This window comes from Arthrobacter vasquezii, from assembly GCF_029455255.1.
GTDB lineage: Bacteria > Actinomycetota > Actinomycetes > Actinomycetales > Micrococcaceae > Arthrobacter_D > Arthrobacter_D parietis.
The window spans coordinates 37155-59158 of sequence record NZ_JAROKN010000015.1 but is presented as its reverse complement, the minus strand read 5'-3'; the positions used below and the strand labels follow the sequence as shown (position 1 = coordinate 59158).

Here is a 22004-nt window from a genome sequence, read left to right as displayed (position 1 = left end):
TACGCGAAGTTGACCGTCAAGAGATTGATGAACCAACTCGGGTAGGGTTCGGAGATGTCGACGTCACAGTCCTCCGCTCCGTCGAGTCTGGATCCCGAGGGATCGTTAGTCCTACGGGATCCGCTTCCAACGGACGAGGCACAGGCCCTTGCTGCTCAGTCAGAGCTCGCAGAGGACGGCTTCAATTTCACACTCCGCCGTGCTGACCAGACGTGGGAACAGTATCTCGACAAGGTTGAGAGGGACAGGGCCGGCAGAGACCTTTCCCCAGGCCGCGTGCCCGCCACGATGCTGTTCGCGGCAATCGGCAACCAGATCGTGGGGCGGGTCCATATACGGCATGAGCTAACCCCGGCACTGCTCGTAGAGGGCGGTCATATCGGCTACTGCGTGCGGCCGGCACACCGCCGCCGTGGCTATGCAACCGAGATGCTGCGCCAAGGGCTGCGGGTGGTTCGAAACCTCGGCATCGAGCGGGCGCTAGTCACTTGCGACGACGACAATCAAGGATCGATCAGTACGATCGAGCGGTGTGGTGGCGTCCTTGAAGACACCGTAGCCACTGAAGGGTCTGCACCTAAGCGTCGATATTGGATCGATCTCAGATGAAGACTGCGCCCGCGGCTCACCGAAGAAACGCTCCGCGGCACATGTCCAGTAATGGCAGGACGACGCCGGCCTCTTAGCGCATCTCAAGTGCATCACGATTTCGAGCCCACCCCGGAGAGCCGCAGGCCCGTTGAAGACGCGTCATGGACACTTTCCACCTCGGATACGCCGCGCCATTACGGCAGATAGCGGCGAGGACTAGAGATATGGACCGGTTCTGACCCTCTACTTATGGACCACCGAACAGTGGCGTGTTTCTGAGGCACAGACCAAGTGCGAAACCTCTGTCGCGGTGGTTCCGCGCCAGAGCGGGATCTGACACTTCCGCGGGACATAGATCGCTGTGCCGAATGGATACGACTGGCTTTCAGTCCAGCATTCCGTGAGCTGCCGGTCGGACGATGTCATCCTTTGGACTGAGTGCCTCGTGGTGGCTGGTGAATAGACTCGAAGGATCATCCGACGGCACTTTATTGGGGAATTGGCCATGAGCGAAGCACTTGTCCATATCGACGGCTTCCGGATGGATTTCGGTGACAAAACGGTCATCCGCGATCTGTCATTCGACGTGGGCAAGGGTGAGACGTTCGGCTTCCTTGGCAGTAACGGCTCGGGCAAAACCACCACCATCCGGGCGCTGCTGGGGATTTACCAGCCGACCGCCGGGACCCTCCATATTGGTGGGCGGCCGTTCCGGCCCGAAGACGGCGGACGCCTGGGGTATCTACCGGAGGAGCGCGGTCTCTACAAGAAGGAAAAGGTCATGGACATCATGACCTACTTCGGCCGGCTCAAAGGCCTGGACGCCGGCGCCGCCAAACGCTGGTCGCTGGAATATCTGGAGCGCGTTGCCCTGGCAGACAAGGCAGGCGTGCAGCTGGATAAGCTCTCTGGCGGGCAGCAGCAAAAGGTCCAGCTCGGCGTGACCATCATGAACGAACCCGAGCTCCTCATCCTGGACGAGCCGACCAAGGGCTTTGACCCGGTCAACCGGCGCCTGCTGATGGACATCATCGGCGAGCAAAAAACCAAGGGTGCGACGGTGGTCATGGTCACCCACCAGATGGAAGAAGTTGAACGGCTCTGTGACCGGGTCATCCTGCTAAAGAACGGCACCTCTGAGGCCTACGGCACCATCGACGAGGTGCAGAACCAGTTCGGTGGTCGTGTCATCCGGCTCAAGCATTCCGGGCCAGTCCCCGCGTCGCCGCGGTACACGCTCACCGTGAGCGAGACGAACTACTCCGAGCTGTCCATCGCCGATGACGCCGACGAGACAGACATCCTGAAAGAACTGATCGCAGGAGGAGTGGCAGTCCGGTCCTTCACGACGACCAAGGTTTCGTTGGAGGAGATTTTCATTCGCGTCTACGGCGCCGAGAATGAGGCTTCCACCAGTGACTACGAGATGGCAGAGGCGTAAACACACATGGCACAGCATAACCTCGGTACCGTCATCGGCTTCGAGTTCATCCGAACGATCAGCAAGAGGCGCTTCTGGGTCGGAACCTTGTCCGTGCCGCTGATCATGGCGGTCGTGTTCGCGTTGATCTTCATCAGCAACAGCGCCACCGCGTCCGCCGCCGATGCTCAGGAGAGCGCGGAATTCTCCATCTCCTACACAGATGCATCCGGCCTCATCACACCAGAGCAGGCCGCCGTATTCGGGGCCGAGGAGGCTGCATCACCGCAGGAGGGTGTCGACGCCGTCCAGACCGGAGCCGTGGATGCGTTCTTCGATTTCCCGGCCGACCCTGCTGTCTCCGATGTCAAGGTGTATGGGGTCGACCAGGGGTTGTTCGAGAACAACAAGTACGGTGCCGTCGCACAAGCCATGCTGAGTCAGGCCGTGGACGCGCAGATCGGCTCCTCCGACCTGGTCACCCTGGCGGCAGGAGATGCCTCCGTTGATGTCACCACCTATAAGGACGGCAAAGAAACCGGCGGGTTCAACGCCGCCATCCCGCCCCTGATGTTCCTGGTCCTGTTCTACGGGCTCATCATCCTTCTCGCTGGGCAGATGCTCAGCTCCACACTGGAGGAGAAGGAAAACAGGGTGACCGAGATGATCCTGACCACGGTGAAGCCGACAACCCTGATCAGCGGCAAAGTTCTTGCGCTCTTCGGTATCGGGCTGGTCCAGATGGTCATCTTCGCCTCGCCCCTCGTTATCGGGTACCTCTTTTTCCGCGAACAGGTCAGCATTCCTGAGCTCGACCTTGCGGCCCTGGTCTTTGAACCAGTCCCGATGATTATCGGAGTCCTACTCCTGATCGGCGGGTTCGCGCTATTCACCACGACCCTCGTTGCGATCGGCGCCGTGATGCCCACCGCGAAGGAGGCGGGTAACTTCATGGGCGTGATGATGGCCCTGATCTTCGTGCCCTTCTACGTCATCTCGCTGATCTTCTCCAACCCGCAGGCACTCATCGTCCAAATCTTCACCTACTTCCCGTTCTCCTCACCGGTCACCGCCATGCTCCGCAACGCCCTCGGATCATTGAGCGTGGGCGAAGCCGCGATCGTCATCGCCATCCTTTACATCGGCGCAGTGATCATGTTCTTCCTCGCCGTACGGCTCTTCCAATACGGCTCCATCTCCTACACCTCCAAGGTGAACATCAAGACCGCCCTCCGCAGCGGCCGCCGCACTCCAGAGGCTGTACGGGATTCAGTGAGATGAAGTTGTGATCACGCCCGACGATCCGATACTCGTAGCGGGGGTCGTCCCGCACAGCATCAGACAACCCCGCTTCGAACTCGGTGATGTATGTTTGCGCGTCAAGAGGCAAACCTCGGCGGAGCGCGCGCTGCGCTTCCATGCCTTCAGGGGATAGCGACTGAACGAACACAGGGAAGCGCAACTCTTCATCCAAGCTCTGCTCGGGGCCGAAGAGGCGGGTCAGTTCAGCCTCGAAGTTGATCACGTATGCGTGCGCTAGCGAAGCGGTCGCCAGGACAAGGCTACGGTCGTACCTGTGCTCTACCGAGTTCCGGAAGTTGACGAAGAACTCAATATTGACCCGGATCGGATGCGCGCTCTCATAGACACTATCCAAGCAAGCCTGAAGATCCCACGACTGCTTCTGACCGTACTTATCCCGCTTGTACAGCCGACTCCCCTTCTTGACTCGGTAGTAGATGTTGATGCTTCGGCGCATGAGGTGCGCGTGCATTAGGTTTTGCCACGCCAAGTGCATATGGACGACGAAGTCGGAAAGGCTCTGACGATCTCCGGGCCGGTTATAGAAATCCACGGCAACGCATGCCTGCCGCCGAGCTTCCCGCATGGTGTGCCACCAGTTCGACCTTGGCGCCATCGTTCCCCCTTTTGAAACCGCCCTACGCGGCGGTGCTCATGTTCTCAATCCTTGCAGAACAACTCAGGTGCATGGCGAAGCACCCCGGGCCGAGGGATCGCTCACCGCCAGCTGAACCAAGCGTGCGGTGAGCGATCCCCGCGATCACGGAGGCGAGCTCAGCGACTCGAATTTAAATCCTTTCATCTACCGAGGCCGCCCACGGTGAAGTGAGACCCGCCGGCTGCCACCTCCGCTGGTAGATGGGAAAGCAAAGGGGTGGTCGCAGGGTCGAGCTAGCTTTCCCTGGTGGCACGGAGTATTCGGATCGCATCCTCGAACGTGACGTCGGCCTCCGAGCACGTCGCTAAGAACGCTCGCGCGGCGTCGAGGACCTTCCGCTTGGTCGTGGCAGCGGATGCGCTGACACGGGTGCTTCCACCGGGTTTCGCGGTCAAGAAGCCGTCGGCTTCCAGCGTTCGGTATGCCTTCGCGACGGTGCCGGGCGCGACTGACAAGTCGCGTGCGAGTTGACGGACGGAGGGCAGCCGGTCATCCGCCGCCAGGAGACCGGAGGCGATCAGCCCTCGCAGCTGGTCCGCGATCTGGTCCGCTGGTGGGGTCGACCCAGTCAGCTCAATGCGCATGTGTCGCGTTGTCTTCCCGTGCGCGGCTCGCCGCGGTCAGTTGCTCGATGAGGAGCCGGAACCAGAGCACGAAGCCGACGATGATCGCTCCGATCCCTAGTCCGAGGAAGACCGGCGCAAGGACCGCGAACGGCGGGTACACCGGCACCAGCGCCTCACCCACCGGAACCCCAGTGCTCAGGTTCGCTGTGTAGGCGAAGAAGATGAGGACCGCTCCCACATGGATCAGGGCAGCGCCACAAGTTGCGGCGAGGAGGGTGTGGCTCCGAGCCCGGCGGATCGCCACGTCTTCCTCGGTAGAGTCAGCAAGCGGCGGCCGTGCAATAAGCGCCAACCCGACGAGGGTCGTGATTGCCAGGAGCAGCAACAGCACCAGGCTCGGCCCGGAAAAAGCCCAGCCGTAAATGAGCCTGCCCACGTCGCCCAATCCGGCATCCTGCATCCACATCGTGTAATGACCATCCTCACCCGGTTGCGATGCCAAGCCGCCCGCTACCGCCAGCAGGATCGCGACCGCTACGAGAACAGCAGTCGTTATCAACCACGGGAAAGTCACGAACGTAAACGGTGTGCGACGGGCAAGCGCGGCGCCGTCCCGCCGAGCCTGGGCGGGTGCGGGCACGCTCAGCAGGACCGATGCGACCACGCCGCCAAGCAACGGTGCCACGAACTGCCACCTACCCGGGATGCCGGACAACCACTCGAATGGCGCCGCGTGCCCGATCGACTGGAACGGCCAACTACCACTGACCAAGACCACGAACTCAATCACAAGAGCGAGACCAATCCCCACTACGGCCAAGGTGGTCACCCGCCGCGGAAGGTTCGGAACCGGTCGCGGCCACAATCGAATCACGAGCATCGCGACCACAACACCGATCACGACCGGCGCGAGCATCAAAAGAATGGGCATCGACGGACCTCACGCTCTGTATCAAGTGGACAATACAGTCAGTGTGTCAATCAATTGGTACACACGCAAGGGGCGGTCCCATCAATTTGGCCCCAATCTAAACTCAACCCGCACCTCAACGTCTGACGACGAGTGTCCACCTTGGCGGGCCGCTCCGGCTCAGCCGTGTGTGTAGTTCACCTAGATCTGTATGTGCGGTGAGGGATGGTCGACGATCTGCACGCGGCAACGGAGTCCATCTGATGCCTTGGGTCAGGGCGAACGAGTGTAGGTGGCGGAGCGGCGCAGAGCGAGAGCGATGAAGGTGCCAAATCCCATTGCCAACGTGCCCCCGACTATTTGCCACGTCGGTTCCCAACCGCCTACCTGATAAGTCAACGTCCCGTCGGAGACCGTTGAGTGCCATGTACATTCCCGTCCCAGAGGCCAAAGGGTCCACCGGCCCTCAACCCGGGAACCTTCGTTGTACTCATTGATCGGCAACTCAACCCCATCCGGCAGTGGATGATCCACGACGCAAAGGTATTCCGCGGTATCTCCAGGGTGGCCGGCGTAAGCATCGAAGAGTGCACTGACCGAAAGCATTGCCCCGATGGCCAGCAGCAGGCCCGCAGTCATTCTGGAGAGAGTACGCAGCGCCATGTCTTCCGCATAATTACGACCCTGATCCAGCCGGTCATCGCCTTCCTTCGCCGTCCGAAAAAGTGCGGTTGAGGATCCAACTAGTGGCCGCCGGAATGGATGGCTATGGTTCATTCAGTGATGCGCGGCGCTGCATTTCCTCTATCGCTGCCGATAGGAACGCGACGTTGGGGCCGGCGATATTCTCCGATACATACCAGTCCACATCCCACCACTCTCTCGCCGAGATCTGGATGCGTGCCGTCTCATCGGCCAGCTCCCATCTGACACCTGGCGTCGTAGCACAAAGAACGTCGCCCAGATACCTGGAAACCTCCTCGCCCAGGGCCGAAGCTTCCGAATCGGGGAGGCTGGCAAGCAGGTCTTCTATCCGGGCGATCCCCTCGTAACTGAGCTCAATTGGTTCCCCTTCGCGCGCGCATCTGTCCGACAGCTGACCGTAGCCCCCACGCTCAGTCACATAACGCAGCAGGTTCGAGACCTCCTCCATTGGGCGATACTGCGCTGAGTACGTCACAGCGCCCTCTCGCGTCCTATCCTCTTTGGGGCCATGCATGCGCTGAACCTAACATATTCGTTTTCGAGATGACGTCGCAGAACGATGAGGGATGGCGATAGGTCTCGGCAGTCACGGATGAATCACGGTTCTGCTCGTACCTAGCCGCCTCGAACCTCAGCTAGTAGCTTCTTTGAACAGCCGGAAGTGACCGGCTGCTACATCTAGGGGGGGCTAGCTGGTGAGCTTATTGGGGCTACGCAGCAATAAGGAACGATTCAAGGAGTTCGGCACCCCGCTGCTGAGTCTCCTACCCAACAACCGATTCCTGCTCGACCGAATCAACTGGGAAGGCACCGACACCGACCCGACAGACGTCTCGGAGGTGTCCTACCTGGACTCTTTGCGCACAGACCTACAAGTAAGAACCTCTATCCGAACCTTTAAGAATGGAGGTGTCGTTCGGGACGTCATTGACTCGGGCACCGCCCTTTACCAACACCTAGTAACTGCTTGCGTGAGCCAAATCCTTCCTACAGAACAGTCATCGCACGAACTGCCTCAACGGTTAGATCTGTTCGCCCGCCGCACCGCCGGAATCCGGCTACGGGACTCCGTACTCCGTGTAGATGGAGAGAAGATCGATTGTCGAATCGGAAGTCTCGACTTCTTGTCGGTCGCGGAAATCGTCCTCGATGACCGTGTTGCGACCTTGGTAGGCCCAGACGGATTCCTCGGGACACCAATGACCACTAGATCTCTTCCGAAGCGTTAGCAGTGCCGCCCGCACGTAGGGCAGATCGGTCATCGCCATCGCCCTGTTGCTCTGGACCAGCACAGGAAAGCATGCGGTGAGGGATCGTTCGGGATGAATGTCTGTATGCTCCCGATATGGGGGATCGATCGACGCCGCTGGCCAATGCCTTCTTTAGGATGGTCATTTTCGGGGGCATGGTCGGTGCCGCTACCAGTCTTGTCCTGCACATCACGGGATCATTCACATCGGCCTTTCCACACATACTCACCGTGATCACGCACGCCGGCATCGCATTCGCAGTCGGTATCCCGGTCACAGCCGCCGCGGCAGCACCCGCTGTCGGGCTCCACAATCTAGTTTCGGTCAAGGCATCAAGACTGCGAATCCCTGCTGCCGTACTCGGAGCAGTGCTCGGACCGGTAGTAGCCGTCGGACTGCTTGTGGGATCTTCACCGTTCGACGCGCCTATCCCAGAGGTCGCCTGGGTGTTGTTTCTCCCGGCTGCTGCCTTGGCTGCCGTCTATTTCACCCGCCCCCTACGGAAGATCAAGACGAGCTCGAGTAGCGACCGTTGAGGGAGCCGCTGAATGCCACCATGTGACTGCTCTTGTTGTTGCGTTTCATCCAAGCAGCACAGCGCCGGTAACAGTTGCACAACTGAATGCAGTCATGGGGTCTCGAGGGGTTACATGTCGGCGTCTCTGTGTGCAAGGTGGTAGAACGCCACGTTGAGACGGGGGACTTCAATGACGGACACTTCGCAGCCTGCACAGAGAAGCGGCTCCAGAGCTTTCAGCCGCCGGATTCATTTCATTGGAACAATCGGAGGGGTTGCTGCGCTTGTAGCCGTCGCTGTTCACCTAACCTGGCAGAATTTTGGTCGAGATGACTTCGCCGGCTCCGAAGGACTCGGACAGCTCTTCCTCTACTGGTGGGCTTTTGGATCGGTTATTGGGGTCGTCTCTTTCATTCTCGCGCTGAGATCGACCAAGCCGACGCCCTTGCTGGATTTCCTCGGTGTATTCGCGATCGCATCAACCCTGGGTGTCGCGATCGCCGCGACGGATTTCTCCGTCGGCCGCCTCGGGCCGATGAACCTTACTGTGCCGTTGCTCTTTCCCTGTGCGTGGTTCGTCATTGTGAGGCTTAGGACAGCAGCCGACACGGAGCAAGGGATGCGAACGGGTGCCACTGCGCACGGGGGCGAAAAGTGAAGGCGTACAAGGGTGGCCCGTTCTTCTGCGGGTACTTGGCTCACGGCGCATAACTCGTGAGGGGGATCAATATGATTGGCAGGACATTGGCCGCCGCATCGTCCGATTCGCCGACGATCGGAGGAGTAATCGGATTCGCGATACTTCTGATCATCGTCGCCGGCATTCTAGTCAAACTGATCATCGTTCTGACGCGCCGCGGGAAGAACGAGGTCAAGGGGGAAGTACTCGGACCGGTCTTCAAATCAGGCGGAGTCCAGTCCGAACTCTATGGCTTCAAACCCACCGAAAGTCGTGACCTAAAACCAGGCAAACGCTCCTCGACGTACGACGACTCAGATCGAAACATCTAGCTTCGGGTCGCTCCGGTTCAGAACGGATGCGTACATGTCACCTAGACCTGCAGGAGGAGCGGTGAGGGATCGGAAAGGACTCCCTACAGTTATCCGACGGTGACTACGCCACCCTGTTCTATACCTTGTGTCGCGTTGTACCATGCGTTACATGGTAACTTCCGAACGTGTACTCACGAGTCTTCGCAGAGGACTAGTTGAGTTCTGTGCCCTCGCAATACTGCGCGACGGCCCCACCTACGGGCTGGACATGGCCCGCCGCCTCGAAGCTGACGGCCTGATCGCGGGAGAGAGCACCCTATATCCGCTCCTCGCACGCTTGTTGACCTCCGGGCTCGCGGAAAGCGAATGGCAGGAATCGGACGCAGGACGACCCCGCAAGTACTACACCCTCACCCCAGCAGGTCGCGACGCTCTCGAAGTGTTCGAGAACTCGTGGATCCCTCTTCGGAACGCAGTAGATCGCACCCTCAGGAGACCATCGTGACGCACAACGAACTTCCCGCCGAAGCAGTATCCTGGCTCGCCGCAGCCGAGCAAACTCTCCGGCGCGCATCAGCGGAGCAAACGGCTGAGATTATGGATGGCTTGCGCTCCCACATCGCTGAGGCGCTTGCACGCGGAGAAGCCGTTGACGACGTACTGACGCGCTTGGGCCCGCCGACGGACGTCGCAGACCCGGTGCTCGAGGAGATTCCACGGCGACGCCCCGACATCAAGCCGGCCCAGGTGCAATCGACCGCTCCACCGCAACGTCCGGGTATCAAGGACTATATGACTGCAAAGCGCACAGCGCAGATCATCAGTTTCGCCCTGGCGCTCCTGGCCGCAGCAATCATCTCGCTGCGCACGGGGTATGTCGGCTCCACCATTGATCCAGACACCGGTGAAGTTATCAACACAACCACGCAGCTCGTGCTGTTCAGTATGGACCCCAAAATCGCGGTAACACTCATCGCCGCACTTCTCCTAACGGCCGTACCGCCCTTCGTACGGGGACGCAGAATGCCATTAACCACTGCTTGCGTCGCCGGCATCATGACCATCCTGGCGATTACCACCACAATATGGATTGTCGGATGGTTCATCCTCCCCGCAGCCATAGCAGCGGTCATAGCCGCAACTATCCCGATCACACCCCGAGAGCGACGTGCATTTCGCCAACAACCAGCAGGCGCCTAAGTAGCCAGCCGCCCTCAACGGACACGCCCGTTGAGGGATTGTTGAGCGACACGGCCTCGCGGTCTTGCGTGGCTAGTTCCGGCCGTGTTGCGAGGATGAATGCATGAGGAAGGAATCTGATGTGCGGGATCGTCTTCGTCAGTCTTTTCGATGGCGAGGGGACCGGACCGATCCAGACTTTAGAGCTGATGTCACCGGATGGTGGCGGAGTCCAGACACACTCTTGTCGCTCGGTCCGGCTCTAGCGGCGCTCTTCGCAGATTCGACACCGACCGTCGTCATGGGTACCGAGTCTCATGGAAGCTTGCTCGGCGTCCTGACGGCGCAGCATCTAGGTATCGGTTTCGCCGAAGTACGGAAGGATCCTGGGCGGGCGGCCGACAGCGATGCTTGGTGGGAGACGTCGACTGGACCTGATTACCTCAACCGAAGCTTGCGACTCGGGTTGCGCCGCTCATTGTTGAAGGCTGGGGACAGGGTCCTCTTCGTGGATGACTGGATCGCCACCGGTGCCCAGGCAGAAGCGTGCCATTCGCTCGTCGAGATGAGTGGTGCGGCCTGGATCGGCGCTGCGGTCGTCGTCGACGGCCTCGAGAGAACCTCTATACGACGGAAGCTCCAGCTCAGATCGATGCTCAACGTTCGAGAGCTCTAATCCGATGAGGCAGGTTCTGTCCGGTGAGGGATCAACTATCGCAGCACGAATGCGGCTGGGGTGAACGGCGCATCGCTGGACCGCCCAGTGCCCTGGTACACGGAAGCTAACGTCCAGAAGGCTTTGGTGGTAGCGCTCCAGGCTCGGGGTTGGCGGATACTGTCTGCCAAAGATACTGCGAAGAGGGAGCGCGGTATCGATGTCATCGCGGATCGGGGTGGACAAGTCATGGGGGCGGAAGTCAAGGGTTACCCAACGGTTGGTTACGCGGACCCAAAGCGAGCCGGGGAGACGAAGAAAGCGAACCCCAAGAACCAAGCAGGAACCTGGTACGCCAAGGCAATACTTGCAGCAATGAAGCTGCGGAGTGGCGAGCCGGAGTGGGCCAACGTCATCGTGCTTCCGGTGATTCCTTACTACCTTGAGCTGTACGAACAAACCAGGGGGTCGCTAGACCTTGCGAAGATTGAAGTGTGGTGGATCGAGTTCAGCGGAGAAATGTTGAAGCAGGCCCCGCGCTTACAGTCGTGAGAAGTCCCGGTTACTACCCATAGGGGCCGGAGGGTAGACGCTGGAGGTAGTCGAGTTCTGTGCTGGGGTAGAACATGTCCAGGAACATGGCTTCTATGGTGAGGAATTCGGTGACCTGTTGCATGACTCGTTCGAAGGTTTGCTCGTAGGAGCTCCGCTGAGCGTCTTTGTGTCCTTCGGGGTACCAGTCGTTGTTGTAGAGGGGCATGCGCCAAACCCCAGCGTGAGGGGGAGCGTAGAGCACTTCCAGAGACTGGACGGGTTCCCATGGCTCGCTGCCTTGGCCAAGGATGAGGCCGGCTCCGGTGTCCTGCTCGATCCATTGGATGACTGGGTGTCTGTTCGATGGATACATGAGTCCGCCAAAGAAGTTGGACCAGTCGGCCTCCCCGTACTTCTGGTTCGTCCGTTCTAGCCAGAGCGGGCTGACTGGTTGGTTGTCGTTGCGTTTCCAGTTGCCCATGTAGCCTCTCCTGATGCCTTATCGACGTTAGATGTGAGCGCTGTCCGCAGCGTCGTCTTGGTGCTCCTGGGGAGTGCTCTGCGATGACTTACGGTTGGCTGTACGGCGGCGACCGGCGGTCGCGTTCTCAAGACCGAGTTTCTTCAGTTCCTCTACGCTCCAACCGTCTTTGGCCGCGCGCACGTAGGCGCGCTTGTCTTCGCGCTCGGCTTCGACGAGTTGTTCTTTGAGGTCTGCTACGCGCTGTCTGGCTTTGACCAAGGCGGTGATGGATTCGATGCGTGAGTCGAGGAGTGCGCGTGCTTGCTGTTGTGTTTGTTCGATGCTGATGTTTCCCATGGTTCAACCCTATCTATGTCGTTCCTAGTCGTTCGCTATGCCGGGCATAGGAGTGTTCCTTCGTGCACAGGGAAGTGGTGTAGATGGGCGTTAACCGGGTCGGTGAACCATTCGTCCAGGTCGTCGGTTCCGTACCGGACCAAACGGGCGGAGATTCGGTAATACTCAGGCCCCTCACCGGACTGCCGCCACCGCGCCAGGTCAGCGGTGCTGACACCGTACATACGTTCCACGCTCTTAGGCGAGATGAGAGCCATTGCTTCGTCCTCCTTGGTTGAATCTCTGCCACCGTTCCTTTCGGCAACGCCGTCATCACTTGGCCGCGAAGTGAATTGGCAAGTTGGAGCTGGGGGATCGTGGAATACCGGAGGGAGCGAAGCGACTGAGGATATGCCGCGAAAGCTGCCAGTGGAGATTTGCCAAGAGAAGGGCGGACAGTACATTCACCAGCCGAAACGGAACGGCGTAGCCGGTCGGTCAAATTCAGGCGCGGAGCGCTCCAAGGACTTTTACACCCCAGCCCGGCACGGACCGCCGTTTGGGGGCAGAAATACCGTTACGCGGAGCAAGCTGGTAACTTAGGTGTCCTAAGTTCGTTGCGGCTCGACTTGTCGGGTCGAGTCCGGCACACTGGGCAGTGTGTAGTCCCCGGATAAGCCGGGTTCGCTGCGCTGGCATCTGAAGGACGGGGGAACGGATGAGCGAGAGCAACAGCATTGCCGGGTGGAAGTCGCGCCGCCGCCGCGCCAACATTGAGGGTGGCAGGATGCACCGTCACGTCGTGAAGGTCACGCCGGAGGAAGAAGCACGGCTCTTGCAGGTCGCCGAAAGGCACCGTGTGACCGTGGTGCGATTGATGGTCGAGTCGGCGCTGAGCGAGGGCGCCGAGACTCCTTCGGAGCGGAGGGATCAGTTCATGGAGCTTTCGAATCTTGCCCGCCTGGTGGGTACGGTCGCGAACAACATTAACCAGATCGCGCGCCACGCGAACACGACCAGTGAGATTCCCTCCGATGCTGCTGCTGCGATCACGGATGCAAAGAATGTGATCCGCCGGGTTGACCGGTTGCTCGCCGATATGGCAGGGCGTTAGGACGCGATGATTCCGAACATCACGCAGGGTGACCGTATGAGCGGTCTGATGGTGTACCTGGCGGGTCCGGGCCGTGCCAACGAGCACGAGGAACCACACCTGGTCGCCGGTGACGCGTCGATCATGGCGTGGCATGACGATAACGAGTTGAACCGGGACGCTGCCCTGGATATCGCCAACTCCCTTGACCGTGCCAAGCAGTTCTACGGCACGGATGTGGACGGCGGACACGTCTTCCACTGCTCGCTGAGTTTGAGGGCCGAGGAGGGGAAACTCACTGACCAGCAGTGGGGCGATATCGCCAACGACTACATGAGCGCCATGGGCTTCACCGAGGACAGCGGTAAGGCACCCTGCCGGTGGGCGGCCGTGCGCCACGGCGTCAGCAAGAACGGCAACGACCACATCCACATCATTGCTTCAATGGTCCGCGACGACGGGACCAAGTGGAACGCCTGGAAGAGCAAGTACAAGTCCCAGCAGATCTCACGTGAGCTGGAGCGAAAGTACGGCCTGAACGAGCTGGGTGACCTGCGGGCCGAACGCGGATTCACCCCCGCTGAGCAGGAGAAAGCACGCCGTCAGGGCAAGCCAGAAGTCGAACGGCACACCGTTGCGAGGACCATACGCGCGTGCGCTGTGGCGTCCGTTGATGAAGCCGAGTTCGTGCGCAGGGCCAGGCAGGAAGGACTGTTGGTCCGTCCACGTTTCGCCGCCGGCCGCAACGACGTCGTGACCGGCTACTCGGCGGCGGTACGGCCCGGTAGGGGAGAGCGGGCCATTTGGTACGGCGGTAACTCACTGGGTAGGGATCTGGCCCTGCCGAAGCTGCGGGAAGGCTGGACGAGCACACCCGAGAATGCCACCGAAGCTGTCAACGAGTGGATCGCGGCGTCGCGCAACAAGCGCGTCGTCGCGCCGGGCAGGGAGACAGCTACACCGAGTGCGGAACTGTGGCAAAAGTACAGTGACGAACTCTCCGAACTGAACAAGTCTCTGGCCTCCGTACCGGTCGATGATCACGCGACGTGGGCGCAAGTTGCCCGCGAAACTTCGGGCGCATTTGCGGCCTGGTCCAACAGCGTCGAAGCCGCCCCGGGCGCGCTGGCAGCGACCGCTGACCGCCTCTCAAAGACAGCCCAACTACGCCGGTACCCGGTACGCCCACAGCGCACAGTAGGACCATCAGCGATGGGTGCGGCGAAGATCCTCCTGACCGCGACGAGCAGGAACCAAGGCGCGGCACAGGCTTTGATGCTGGTGCAGCTGGCTAACCTTGCGAAGTCGATCCACGACATGCACAAAGCAGCCGGGGACGTCAGGGCCGCGCAGCAAATCAACACCGTCGTCCGGGAGCGACTGGCGACCGTGGCAGGAGCGCTCAACCAAAAGCAGCCGGCGAACGTACAGAGAGCTGCTGTTGACGCGGAAACTGCCGCAGCGCTGGCCTTAGCCGGAAGAGACCACGGAGCACCACGCACTGGCGGGTCAGTCCTTCCGCCGAAGATCGAGCCGGCCCGGAAGCCCACGCTGGCGACACCGAACACTGACCGCGGCATCGATCGATAACCAGATGAAGGGGATGAGCGAATGAGTGAATCAGACGGAGTAGACGAAGCCATTGAAGGACTCTCGCGCACCGGCATAGCCGTTGCAGCCAGACTCGGAGAGCAGCTGGCCCGCATGCGCGAGCAGTCGCTACGCGAACAGCAAGCAGCCGATGAACAACGGGCCCGAGAACTACAGGTCCGGTATGAGTCCCAGCGGAAGGCGGCACAAGCGCAGCTCGCACCCACGGCAGAAGATCGATGGTGGGACCAGGCCCGCCCGCAGGACATTGAACGAGTCCACGAGACCGCCACAGCGTGGAAGCAGTTCGATCCCGCCGCGCAGGAAGCCGCCGAGCGCATCCGACGTGAAGTGAAGGAACGCTACGGCGTGGACGCCGATAACCCAGGCGCTCACGATCGTGCCGTCAGCGAGGCACTGGCACAGGCCGAAAGAGACCGGGCGGAAGCTGACCGGCAGCGTAGCGCAGGAGAACGAAACGGAGCCGAAGCCGCCGCCGTGATCGGCGCGTCAGAGCGTGAGGACCGGAACCGGGAGACCGCGGTTGAATCTGAGAACAACGCGGCCCGAGAAGCCGAACCTCTCTACGACAGCGAAGAGCGCAGACAGTCCTTCGCCGCCTCCCTAGACGGCAAGGCAGACAGCGAAACCATCCGAGCCCGCATTCTCGCTGACCGCGACCAAGCGACCCCGCCCAGCGCAGCAGTGGAAGGGGAACCGAGGAAGGTGAGGAATCCGGCGAAGCGCGGCGCTGGCACCGTGCGGCAGCAAAAAGTTCGTGCTGAGCGCTCCCGCTAACTACATTGATTGTTCGGTCAAGGGTTATCTTTTGGAGCCGTCGACCAGAAGGTTAATGTCCGAACCAGCGATATCACCAGTCCAAGTTCTCGATTCCAGCGTTTGTGATCACTGGCTACCTGTGCGGTGGCGAGGAGCAGGTGGCTCACTCATATGAGCGACCTGCAGAAACGTGGGGTCTAAACACTGTGTCGCTAATGACAGGACGGAGCGCCCTTAGAATCAGGAGCGTTCCGGGACAAGTACTTCTTCAATCGCGCCTGCGCTAGCTGAGGCCCGTACCCGAAGGGTAGGAACGTACCGTGCGCGGTAATCGTCCCGTTCGGTGGGCTCTGAATCGTCCCACTCATGAACTACAAACCGAAGTGTGTTGGTTAGCCGCCCAATGAGAAGCGCGAGCGGGAATGGGCAGCGCAGCAGGAGGTGTACCTCGGCGTTGGAGCTCTCGTTTGATAGGGCGCGGATGTGAGCGGCTATGTCGGCCGCGATCAGGCCGGCGTTAGAGGGGTCGAGGAGTTCTCCGGTCACACTCCTTAGATGCCGCCAAGCCACGAGAAACGGTGAGTTGTCTTCGACATATCGGGCGAACGCGGTGTCGCTGCGTTGGGGGAGGAGGTCGACATACATCGCGACGGAGGGCCGGCCGGCTGTTATCGCAGAGGGATTGCTTCCTTCATCTGCGACTTGTACTTGGGGTTGCGCGGTGAACTGCGCTTCGCCGTCGCTTGCCCAGGTAATTCCCTGTTGGTCGATCACATCCATGTGTCCGATTCGGGACGATGGGAGTGCTGCCCCGACTGCGAAAGCCACGGACAAATGGGCCCCTCCGCGGACGCGAAGGCGGTGTGCGCCTGAGCGGGTCACCGCATCCGGGAGGAAGCCGACGGTGTCTTTGAGGTCTCGGAGTCCTTCGGCGCTGGGGAGCCGTTCGTGGCCCGATGGCCTGAGGCGGATGTCGAGTTCGTCGCCGGTCCGGTCATACACCTGTGGCGTGTTCCTCGTCTGGAGGCTGAGGTGGAACGTCTGGTCGGTGTCTTGAATCCGCTCTCGGAGAGATGCGATTCGGTGCCATACCAGCCCGCGGATCAATACGAGCAGGCCGTCGCGCTCAGCGGAGTGCTGGTCAACGCCGATCAACGTTCCAGGGCGGAGTTCTAGGAGCCGGTCGGGTGCTCCGTAGTCTGTCCCGCCATCCTTTGTTTTCACCGAGTTTGCGATGCCGAGCGCGAACACCTCGTATTTGTCGTGTAGCTCGATGAGACGCGGTGCTTCCAGTGTCTTCACAACTCTGCTGTTCTCCACGTCCGGTGTCGTTACCAGGACACCGCCTGAGATTCCAGCAGCGATCGCTTGCTTGAGCCGAGCCTCGGTGTCGCCTGGTGGTAAATCATCTCGGTCTCGCCAAACTGGGATTCCGGCGGCCCGGAAGAGCCAAGCGAGTTCCGCAGCAACGTCCGTTCCGTCCTTCTGCCGGTAGGAGATGAATACGGGGTCTGCCGGGTCAGGGACTGTGGAACTGTTTGTCATGGTGCTTCCTTGTGCTCTTGGGCCGTGGGGTGTGGGTGGCTCACGGTTTCAGTGGTGGAGATTCTTCTCTAGGAGAGCCGACGGTCAGTTTCTTGAGCGGGACTGGTTGGATTCGGTCTCGTTCGATGAGCCAGGTTGTAACGATCACACGGGCCGATGAATCGAACCCGGCAATGATGGCGACGAATCGGTTGAACCCTAGGTCGACGTCGTGCAGGTGCTGCATGTAGGAGTGGAGATCAACGTCGCTCGGGGAAAGTTCTCCCGCTGGATGGGTATGCCATTCGCCTATCCACTGACTGCCGTCTTCCACCCAGGCGGATTGCGCTATACGCCGGGCATGGTCGAGATCGCGTAGGAAGGTGCGTTCCGCGCGCTTGGCGTTGGGTCCGGCATCGCCGGCGTGCTGAATGACAATCCCATTAGCCGTGTCAGCCCCGAGCAGGATGCCTCCGGTTTCGAGCCCATCAACGGATCGCAACGCTTCCCGCGCGATCGCGGTCAGTGCGACGTCAGTAATCGTCACATCAGACACTCCTCCTTGAGATTTCATTCTGCCGAGCAGGTTGCACACGATGCGCTTGGCTCAGGGATGGACGCCCAGCGAACGTCTCCGGCTTGGCCGAGGTCGAAGGGGGCCGCGAGGTCACCTGCTGGTCGCAGACCAATGATGGCGTGTTCACCGGGGATTTGTTGGGTGTGATCGCCATGGAGCGATTCCAGCAACGTCGCGACTGCCAACTTTGCAGCGAAAGTGCCGACGTACCGGAGATCAGGCGGCACTGCAGTCATCGGCTGATGGACGTTTCCGGTGCCGTAATCCAGTTCTTGATCTGCCTCAGCGTCCATCGCTTTCTGATTCCCTAGGTGTTGTCGTAGACAGAGGAGGCACCCGAATCTGGGTGTGGGACGCAGCCTGATGACTTCGCCGATTGAGCCATTGTCGAGCACGCAGGCCAAGATCGCAGGTTTCCTTGCACGCCGTGAGAGGTGGCTGACGACGCGCCTTGGCGCGATGCCATCTGCGGCACAGAGCACTAGATCAACGCGGTCGACGATGGGGCGTATGTAGTGTGCATCGGCAACTACGTCGAGTCGGTGGGGGACTACTGTCTGCTGCGGCCAATGCTGGGCAAGGTGGTCCTTCATTGCCGCTACCTTGTGTCTGCCCACGCTTTCAGCTCCGAGGGTGTGGCGAAGCATATTGTGCCAGAGGAACCGATCTGGATCGACAAGTTCCACACGGCCGACCCCGTATCCTGCGAGTGCCTCGGCTGCTGAGCTCCCAATGCTGCCGCACCCTACGACCATGACGCTATTGGTGGCGAGCTGTTCGATCGGCCACCTGCCGGCCAGCTGATTCAACCCGACGGTTTCCGGCTCGATTGCGATATGGAGCGGTTGCACGCCGCTACGCCGGACAGCCCATCCTGCGAACTTCGAAGCACCTACCTCGAGCAGTTCCGGCGGAAGTTCAGGGTCGTGCGTGACGACGACGCCCAAGTTGCGGCCGGGATCGGAAACTCCAGGCACGAGCTCCTTAAAATCCTTGAATTCGATAGCGGTGCCGGGACGCCTGGACAACAAGAGGTGATGAACGTGGGCATCGTTCGGCGCCACCCTGATCCATTGGGCCGCACGACTGGGGTCACCTGAACGAAGCGCGGCATACTCGCGAGGAACTTCGACTGGCAGACGGGTGTCCTTGGCGGTTTCCACGGCTCGGACCACGTACAAGTCATCCGCGGAAGCAAGGCGAAGCACTAGTGATCCGCCCGATAGCGCGGAGCCTGCAATCTTGGCGACCGCATCTCCCGGCATCATGATGAAGGGATCATTGAGAGACATTGGTGTCGTCCTCGTCGGCTGATTCCGTTGTTACAGTTATCTGCTGCACGGCGTCTTCGATCAGATGGTCATATGACGGATCGGAGACGATGCCATTGACCGACATCCGGTCGATGACTCCAGCTTTCATTAGGGCGTACTCGATTCGCCATCCCGAGGCCTTCGCCAGAAGCTCGGTTATGCTTGCTTCGGGCTGCCAGCCGCCGTCGCTCTGGAGTAAACATAGCGATCCACCTGGTGCTACGTGCCACGCAGACTGTGTCTGCTCCCAGACCGACGGCTCCGGATCGATGGAATAGATGGTTGGCGGCACCATCGGGTGTGCGGCCGAGTAGGCGACGAGAACCCTCAGCCCCTGAGCCCCGAGCAGCCCCTCGAGAGCCTCTGGTTGGGGCCGCTCAAACGGCCAACGGGGAAGCTCACCTACCCATCCGCCATGTGGCAAACCATCCTCATCTGCTGGGCTCTTGTATTCGAGCAACGGCGCGAATGCGCGAACCTCATCTTGATCGCGGGCCAGTCGCACAGGTTCGCGCTCAGTCCAAAGCACGGGACTAAGCGCCGCAGGTTCAGCGCCGCGAGCCGGTCCTGTCGGGCGAGTCATCCTTGCGGAGTGTCCTTCACGGGGCGGGGTGCTGCTGGCACGACCGCAGGCGCCGGGTTGCCAGTAGAGGCAGGAGGCTTCGGGAAGTCGTCCCCAAACACTTCACGCCAGTGCTTGATTGCGGCGGCAGTGTTGTTGTTCGCCTGTGCTTGGAACGCCTTAATGGCGTTGTCTCGTGCGAACCTGAGTGAACTGGCGAACTCGCTGTAGTCAATGTCGGGCTGGATCGGTCCGCACAGTCCGGCGGGATCGACAACTTCGTTTCCACCCTCGATGTGGTAGCAAGCGCTGACGAAGAACTGCTTGATCGCAGCTGGCTGATTTACGTCCGTCGGCAAGAAGTCGAGCGCGAGGACCTCCATGACGAGAGACTTGATTTTGGTGTCTTGTTCGGCGGCCCACCACTTGAGCATCCGAATGCTGCCAGCGAACCTGTCCCATTCGGCGTGCCGATCCGCTACTTCAGCGATCAAGAACTCTGGGTCGCAAGCGACCCAGTCTTTCGATAGTGCTTCAGGAATGAGTAGCTTCCCATCGCGTCTCAGCGCCGGCATGGCATCGACTGTGAATGCGTCAGGATCGTCGGGGTCGTCCAGGAAGCATTTGACTGCATGGTTGCGCCAACGCGCCAGTCGGACGGCATGGTCGTAGGTACCGTTTGTCGCCCCGAGCAAGGTGTTGACTTGTTCGCGCGTGTAATCGAGAGCATCAGCTGCGGAGCTTCCTGGTTTTCCCCATTCGGAATGCTCGTTCTGGTCGAAGACGACGATCACGTCGACATCGTGGATCGGGTCCTTATGGGTCCCTCGCGCGAACGATCCGGACGCGACGACTTCCTTCACATCGTTCTCGGCGCCGAAGGCACCCTTGAAGAGGTCGCGTCGAGCGCGGGCTTCGCGAACGTGTGTGATGTCCGCGTTCACAACGTCCTGGAAGTCTTTGAAGGCGTCAGTCACGTTCATGATCGTTCTCCTGATTGGTTCGTCTGTTCGCTTACCGTAGCCCCCGCCACTGACATTGCTGTCCGGACCATAGCTCGTTGCCTACTTCTTCTTGCGGGTCGTGCTGGGTTCTTTCGTTGGTCGTGGTTTTCGGTTGAAGCTTGACCGTGGCCTGGTTCACGAACCGTCCGGTGATTGCACTACGCGCTCGCTTGCCCGCCATTCTTCTAACCCCGCCCGTGTTCTAAATCCGATGTTGGCGCTGTATGTAATCGGCCATGCCGGGCACTGTGAACGCGACTCTGCCATGTGCTGGGGCGTAAATGATGCCCTTGGTGATGAGGGAAGCGCGGGTCATGGTCATTGAGCTTTGTTTCCGGCCAACACGTTCTGCTAGCTGAGCGGTGCTGGATCCCTTGTCACCGTCGAGGGCCATGAGCCGCAGAAACTCTTGTTCTCCTTTGGTTGCACGCTTCCAGCGGGATGGGAAGAACCCTTGGTCGAGTTGCGCACGCCCGATGGTGACGGCGATGTCCGCGTCTTGTGTGGTGATCGTCTTTTCTGGTGCCGTTTCCCACGCGGCGTGCCCGTATTCCTGGATGAAGTAGGGGTAGCCGCCAGACGCTTCGAGGAGCAGGTCACGGGCCTCAGCTTCATAGGTTGCGCCGTATCTGGCGGCTGGAGCGACGAGAGCTGAAACTGCAGCCTCGTGGGGGAGCGCGTCAATGTGCCGGTAGGTGAACAGGCGTTCGGCGTACGAGCGGGCTTCAGCAAGAACTGAGGGGAGGTTAGGTAGGCCGGCACCGACGATGTAGAAAGGCCACTCCCGCTGCCCTGCCATATGTTGAGTGCCCAGCAGTGCGGTAAGGAGTGCTTCGTCCAAATCCTGCATCTCGTCAATGATGAAGATCAATGCGAGACGCTGCTCGGCCATTGCAACTGACAGGTCTTCGACCATTTCCTCGAGGTCGACTTCGATCGATCCCGAGTCGGCACGGCCACGCGCTAGATCGACGCCTATGTCGATTCCTGTAACTCCGAGCTTGGCCGAGAATGAAACAATACTGCCAAGGGCTTCACGCAATGTTGAAGTAATGCCACGACGGTTCGCTTTGCGGCCGGCTTGCAGGAGCCCACGAGCCAGTTTGGCTCTGACAGCCGCCGGTCCGCCTTCAGCATCACGGCCCTCCAGAGATACCGTCATGAAGTCCGCACGCTCAGCCTGCCGTCGAAACTCGTTCAGTAGAACCGTCTTTCCGACCCCGCGGAGACCATGGAGCACAATCCCACGGTCCGATCTACGCTGCTTACTCTTGGCGATTAACAAGTCGAATGCGTCGATTTCGGTTCTGCGTCCGACCAGCTCGAAGGGGCGACGCCCCGAACCAGGCGAGTATGGGTTGAGGTCACTTTCCATACAACTATATAAGCATATATAAAGGAATCTGGATAGCGGTATATAAGATCTTATAGCTGAAGGTAAACTGCGCTCTGGCCAGCATCCTTTGACTGCCGATAATTTAT

The 22004-nt window shown here is 60.2% G+C and carries 27 protein-coding genes; 13 read left to right on the top strand and 14 right to left on the bottom strand.

Going from position 1 to position 22004, the window contains the following annotated elements; genetic code table 11:
* The first annotated feature begins 54 nt into the window (after positions 1-54).
* From P4U43_RS08155 to P4U43_RS08145, 3 genes are all read left to right on the top strand, one after another.
* On the top strand, positions 55-609 hold the full coding sequence (locus P4U43_RS08155; RefSeq protein WP_277358283.1) for a GNAT family N-acetyltransferase: 555 nt from the start codon (positions 55-57) through the stop codon (positions 607-609).
* A 487-nt stretch (positions 610-1096) separates the two neighbouring features.
* Positions 1097-2032 (top strand): ABC transporter ATP-binding protein, encoded by a 936-nt coding sequence (locus P4U43_RS08150; RefSeq protein WP_277358282.1) that lies wholly within the window; start codon positions 1097-1099, stop codon positions 2030-2032.
* Between the two features lie 6 nt (positions 2033-2038).
* Entirely contained in the window at positions 2039-3292 is a 1254-nt protein-coding gene (locus tag P4U43_RS08145; RefSeq protein WP_277358281.1) for an ABC transporter permease, read from the top strand.
* On the opposite strand, the gene P4U43_RS08140 is transcribed toward P4U43_RS08145, so the two are convergent.
* From P4U43_RS08140 to P4U43_RS08120, 5 genes are all read right to left on the bottom strand, one after another.
* Positions 3231-3929: a DUF3644 domain-containing protein gene (locus tag P4U43_RS08140; RefSeq protein ID WP_277358280.1), complete on the bottom strand. Its 699-nt coding sequence runs from the start codon at positions 3927-3929 to the stop codon at positions 3231-3233. The two genes, P4U43_RS08145 and P4U43_RS08140, sit on opposite strands and share 62 nt — an antisense overlap.
* Before the next feature lie 275 nt (positions 3930-4204).
* Positions 4205-4555 (bottom strand): GntR family transcriptional regulator, encoded by a 351-nt coding sequence (locus P4U43_RS08135; protein WP_277358279.1) that lies wholly within the window; start codon positions 4553-4555, stop codon positions 4205-4207.
* On the bottom strand, positions 4545-5468 hold the full coding sequence (locus P4U43_RS08130) for a hypothetical protein (protein ID WP_277358278.1): 924 nt from the start codon (positions 5466-5468) through the stop codon (positions 4545-4547). The genes P4U43_RS08135 and P4U43_RS08130 overlap by 11 nt, the downstream gene beginning before the upstream one ends.
* A 252-nt stretch (positions 5469-5720) precedes the next feature.
* Positions 5721-6086 (bottom strand): hypothetical protein, encoded by a 366-nt coding sequence (locus tag P4U43_RS08125; RefSeq protein WP_277358277.1) that lies wholly within the window; start codon positions 6084-6086, stop codon positions 5721-5723.
* A gap of 127 nt (positions 6087-6213) precedes the next feature.
* A complete protein-coding gene (locus tag P4U43_RS08120) occupies positions 6214-6600 on the bottom strand; it encodes a hypothetical protein (protein WP_277358276.1) in 387 nt (128 codons plus the stop codon).
* Between the two features lie 897 nt (positions 6601-7497).
* On the opposite strand from P4U43_RS08120, the gene P4U43_RS08115 reads away from it, so the two are divergent.
* The 7 genes from P4U43_RS08115 to P4U43_RS08085 all read left to right on the top strand — a co-directional run bounded on the left by P4U43_RS08115 (position 7498) and on the right by P4U43_RS08085 (position 11298).
* Entirely contained in the window at positions 7498-7938 is a 441-nt protein-coding gene (locus P4U43_RS08115) for a hypothetical protein (protein ID WP_277358275.1), read from the top strand.
* A gap of 171 nt (positions 7939-8109) precedes the next feature.
* The gene (locus P4U43_RS08110) at positions 8110-8577 is read left to right on the top strand and encodes a hypothetical protein (RefSeq protein ID WP_277358274.1); all 468 of its coding nucleotides are present in this window, start codon (positions 8110-8112) and stop codon (positions 8575-8577) included.
* A gap of 71 nt (positions 8578-8648) precedes the next feature.
* On the top strand, positions 8649-8930 hold the full coding sequence (locus tag P4U43_RS08105) for a hypothetical protein (RefSeq protein ID WP_277358273.1): 282 nt from the start codon (positions 8649-8651) through the stop codon (positions 8928-8930).
* A 151-nt stretch (positions 8931-9081) separates the two neighbouring features.
* On the top strand, positions 9082-9417 hold the full coding sequence (locus tag P4U43_RS08100; RefSeq protein WP_277358272.1) for a PadR family transcriptional regulator: 336 nt from the start codon (positions 9082-9084) through the stop codon (positions 9415-9417).
* The gene (locus P4U43_RS08095; RefSeq protein ID WP_277358271.1) at positions 9414-10112 is read left to right on the top strand and encodes an HAAS signaling domain-containing protein; all 699 of its coding nucleotides are present in this window, start codon (positions 9414-9416) and stop codon (positions 10110-10112) included. Before P4U43_RS08100 ends, P4U43_RS08095 begins: the two co-directional genes overlap by 4 nt.
* 103 nt (positions 10113-10215) lie before the next feature.
* A complete protein-coding gene (locus P4U43_RS08090; RefSeq protein WP_277358270.1) occupies positions 10216-10767 on the top strand; it encodes a phosphoribosyltransferase family protein in 552 nt (183 codons plus the stop codon).
* A 228-nt stretch (positions 10768-10995) separates the two neighbouring features.
* Positions 10996-11298: a hypothetical protein gene (locus tag P4U43_RS08085; RefSeq protein ID WP_277358269.1), complete on the top strand. Its 303-nt coding sequence runs from the start codon at positions 10996-10998 to the stop codon at positions 11296-11298.
* 13 nt (positions 11299-11311) lie between these two features.
* Here P4U43_RS08085 and P4U43_RS08080 read toward each other — a convergent pair whose 3' ends face one another.
* The 3 genes from P4U43_RS08080 to P4U43_RS08070 are packed head-to-tail and all read right to left on the bottom strand — an operon-like array spanning position 11312 to position 12357.
* Positions 11312-11761, bottom strand: a complete 450-nt coding sequence (locus P4U43_RS08080) for a hypothetical protein (RefSeq protein ID WP_277358268.1) — start codon at positions 11759-11761, stop codon at positions 11312-11314.
* 27 nt (positions 11762-11788) lie between these two features.
* Positions 11789-12100, bottom strand: coding sequence for a hypothetical protein (locus tag P4U43_RS08075; RefSeq protein ID WP_277358267.1), 312 nt, complete (start codon positions 12098-12100; stop codon positions 11789-11791).
* A gap of 35 nt (positions 12101-12135) precedes the next feature.
* Positions 12136-12357: a helix-turn-helix transcriptional regulator gene (locus tag P4U43_RS08070; protein ID WP_277358266.1), complete on the bottom strand. Its 222-nt coding sequence runs from the start codon at positions 12355-12357 to the stop codon at positions 12136-12138.
* A 440-nt stretch (positions 12358-12797) separates the two neighbouring features.
* Here P4U43_RS08070 and P4U43_RS08065 point away from each other — a divergent pair, with 440 nt between their 5' ends.
* The 3 genes from P4U43_RS08065 to P4U43_RS08055 are packed head-to-tail and all read left to right on the top strand — an operon-like array spanning position 12798 to position 15560.
* Complete coding sequence (locus tag P4U43_RS08065) at positions 12798-13193, top strand: MobC family plasmid mobilization relaxosome protein (protein ID WP_277358265.1); 396 nt, start codon at positions 12798-12800, stop codon at positions 13191-13193.
* Between the two features lie 36 nt (positions 13194-13229).
* A complete protein-coding gene (locus P4U43_RS08060) occupies positions 13230-14762 on the top strand; it encodes a relaxase/mobilization nuclease domain-containing protein (protein WP_277358264.1) in 1533 nt (510 codons plus the stop codon).
* Positions 14763-14783: 21 nt separating this feature from the next.
* Complete coding sequence (locus P4U43_RS08055; RefSeq protein ID WP_277358263.1) at positions 14784-15560, top strand: hypothetical protein; 777 nt, start codon at positions 14784-14786, stop codon at positions 15558-15560.
* A gap of 222 nt (positions 15561-15782) precedes the next feature.
* Here P4U43_RS08055 and P4U43_RS08050 read toward each other — a convergent pair whose 3' ends face one another.
* From P4U43_RS08050 to P4U43_RS08025, 6 genes are all read right to left on the bottom strand, one after another.
* Positions 15783-17087, bottom strand: a complete 1305-nt coding sequence (locus P4U43_RS08050; protein ID WP_277358262.1) for an SAVED domain-containing protein — start codon at positions 17085-17087, stop codon at positions 15783-15785.
* Between the two features lie 40 nt (positions 17088-17127).
* Positions 17128-17613, bottom strand: coding sequence for a Mov34/MPN/PAD-1 family protein (locus P4U43_RS08045; protein ID WP_277358261.1), 486 nt, complete (start codon positions 17611-17613; stop codon positions 17128-17130).
* Between the two features lie 23 nt (positions 17614-17636).
* Complete coding sequence (locus P4U43_RS08040) at positions 17637-18935, bottom strand: HesA/MoeB/ThiF family protein (RefSeq protein WP_277358260.1); 1299 nt, start codon at positions 18933-18935, stop codon at positions 17637-17639.
* Positions 18922-19539, bottom strand: a complete 618-nt coding sequence (locus P4U43_RS08035) for a ubiquitin-conjugating enzyme family protein (protein ID WP_277358259.1) — start codon at positions 19537-19539, stop codon at positions 18922-18924. Before P4U43_RS08035 ends, P4U43_RS08040 begins: the two co-directional genes overlap by 14 nt.
* Complete coding sequence (locus tag P4U43_RS08030; protein WP_277358258.1) at positions 19536-20501, bottom strand: SMODS domain-containing nucleotidyltransferase; 966 nt, start codon at positions 20499-20501, stop codon at positions 19536-19538. Before P4U43_RS08030 ends, P4U43_RS08035 begins: the two co-directional genes overlap by 4 nt.
* A 223-nt stretch (positions 20502-20724) precedes the next feature.
* Positions 20725-21897 carry an ATP-binding protein gene (locus P4U43_RS08025; protein WP_277358257.1) on the bottom strand — a complete coding sequence of 391 codons (1173 nt, stop codon included), beginning with the start codon at positions 21895-21897 and terminating at the stop codon, positions 20725-20727.
* Between the last annotated feature and the right edge of the window lie 107 nt (positions 21898-22004).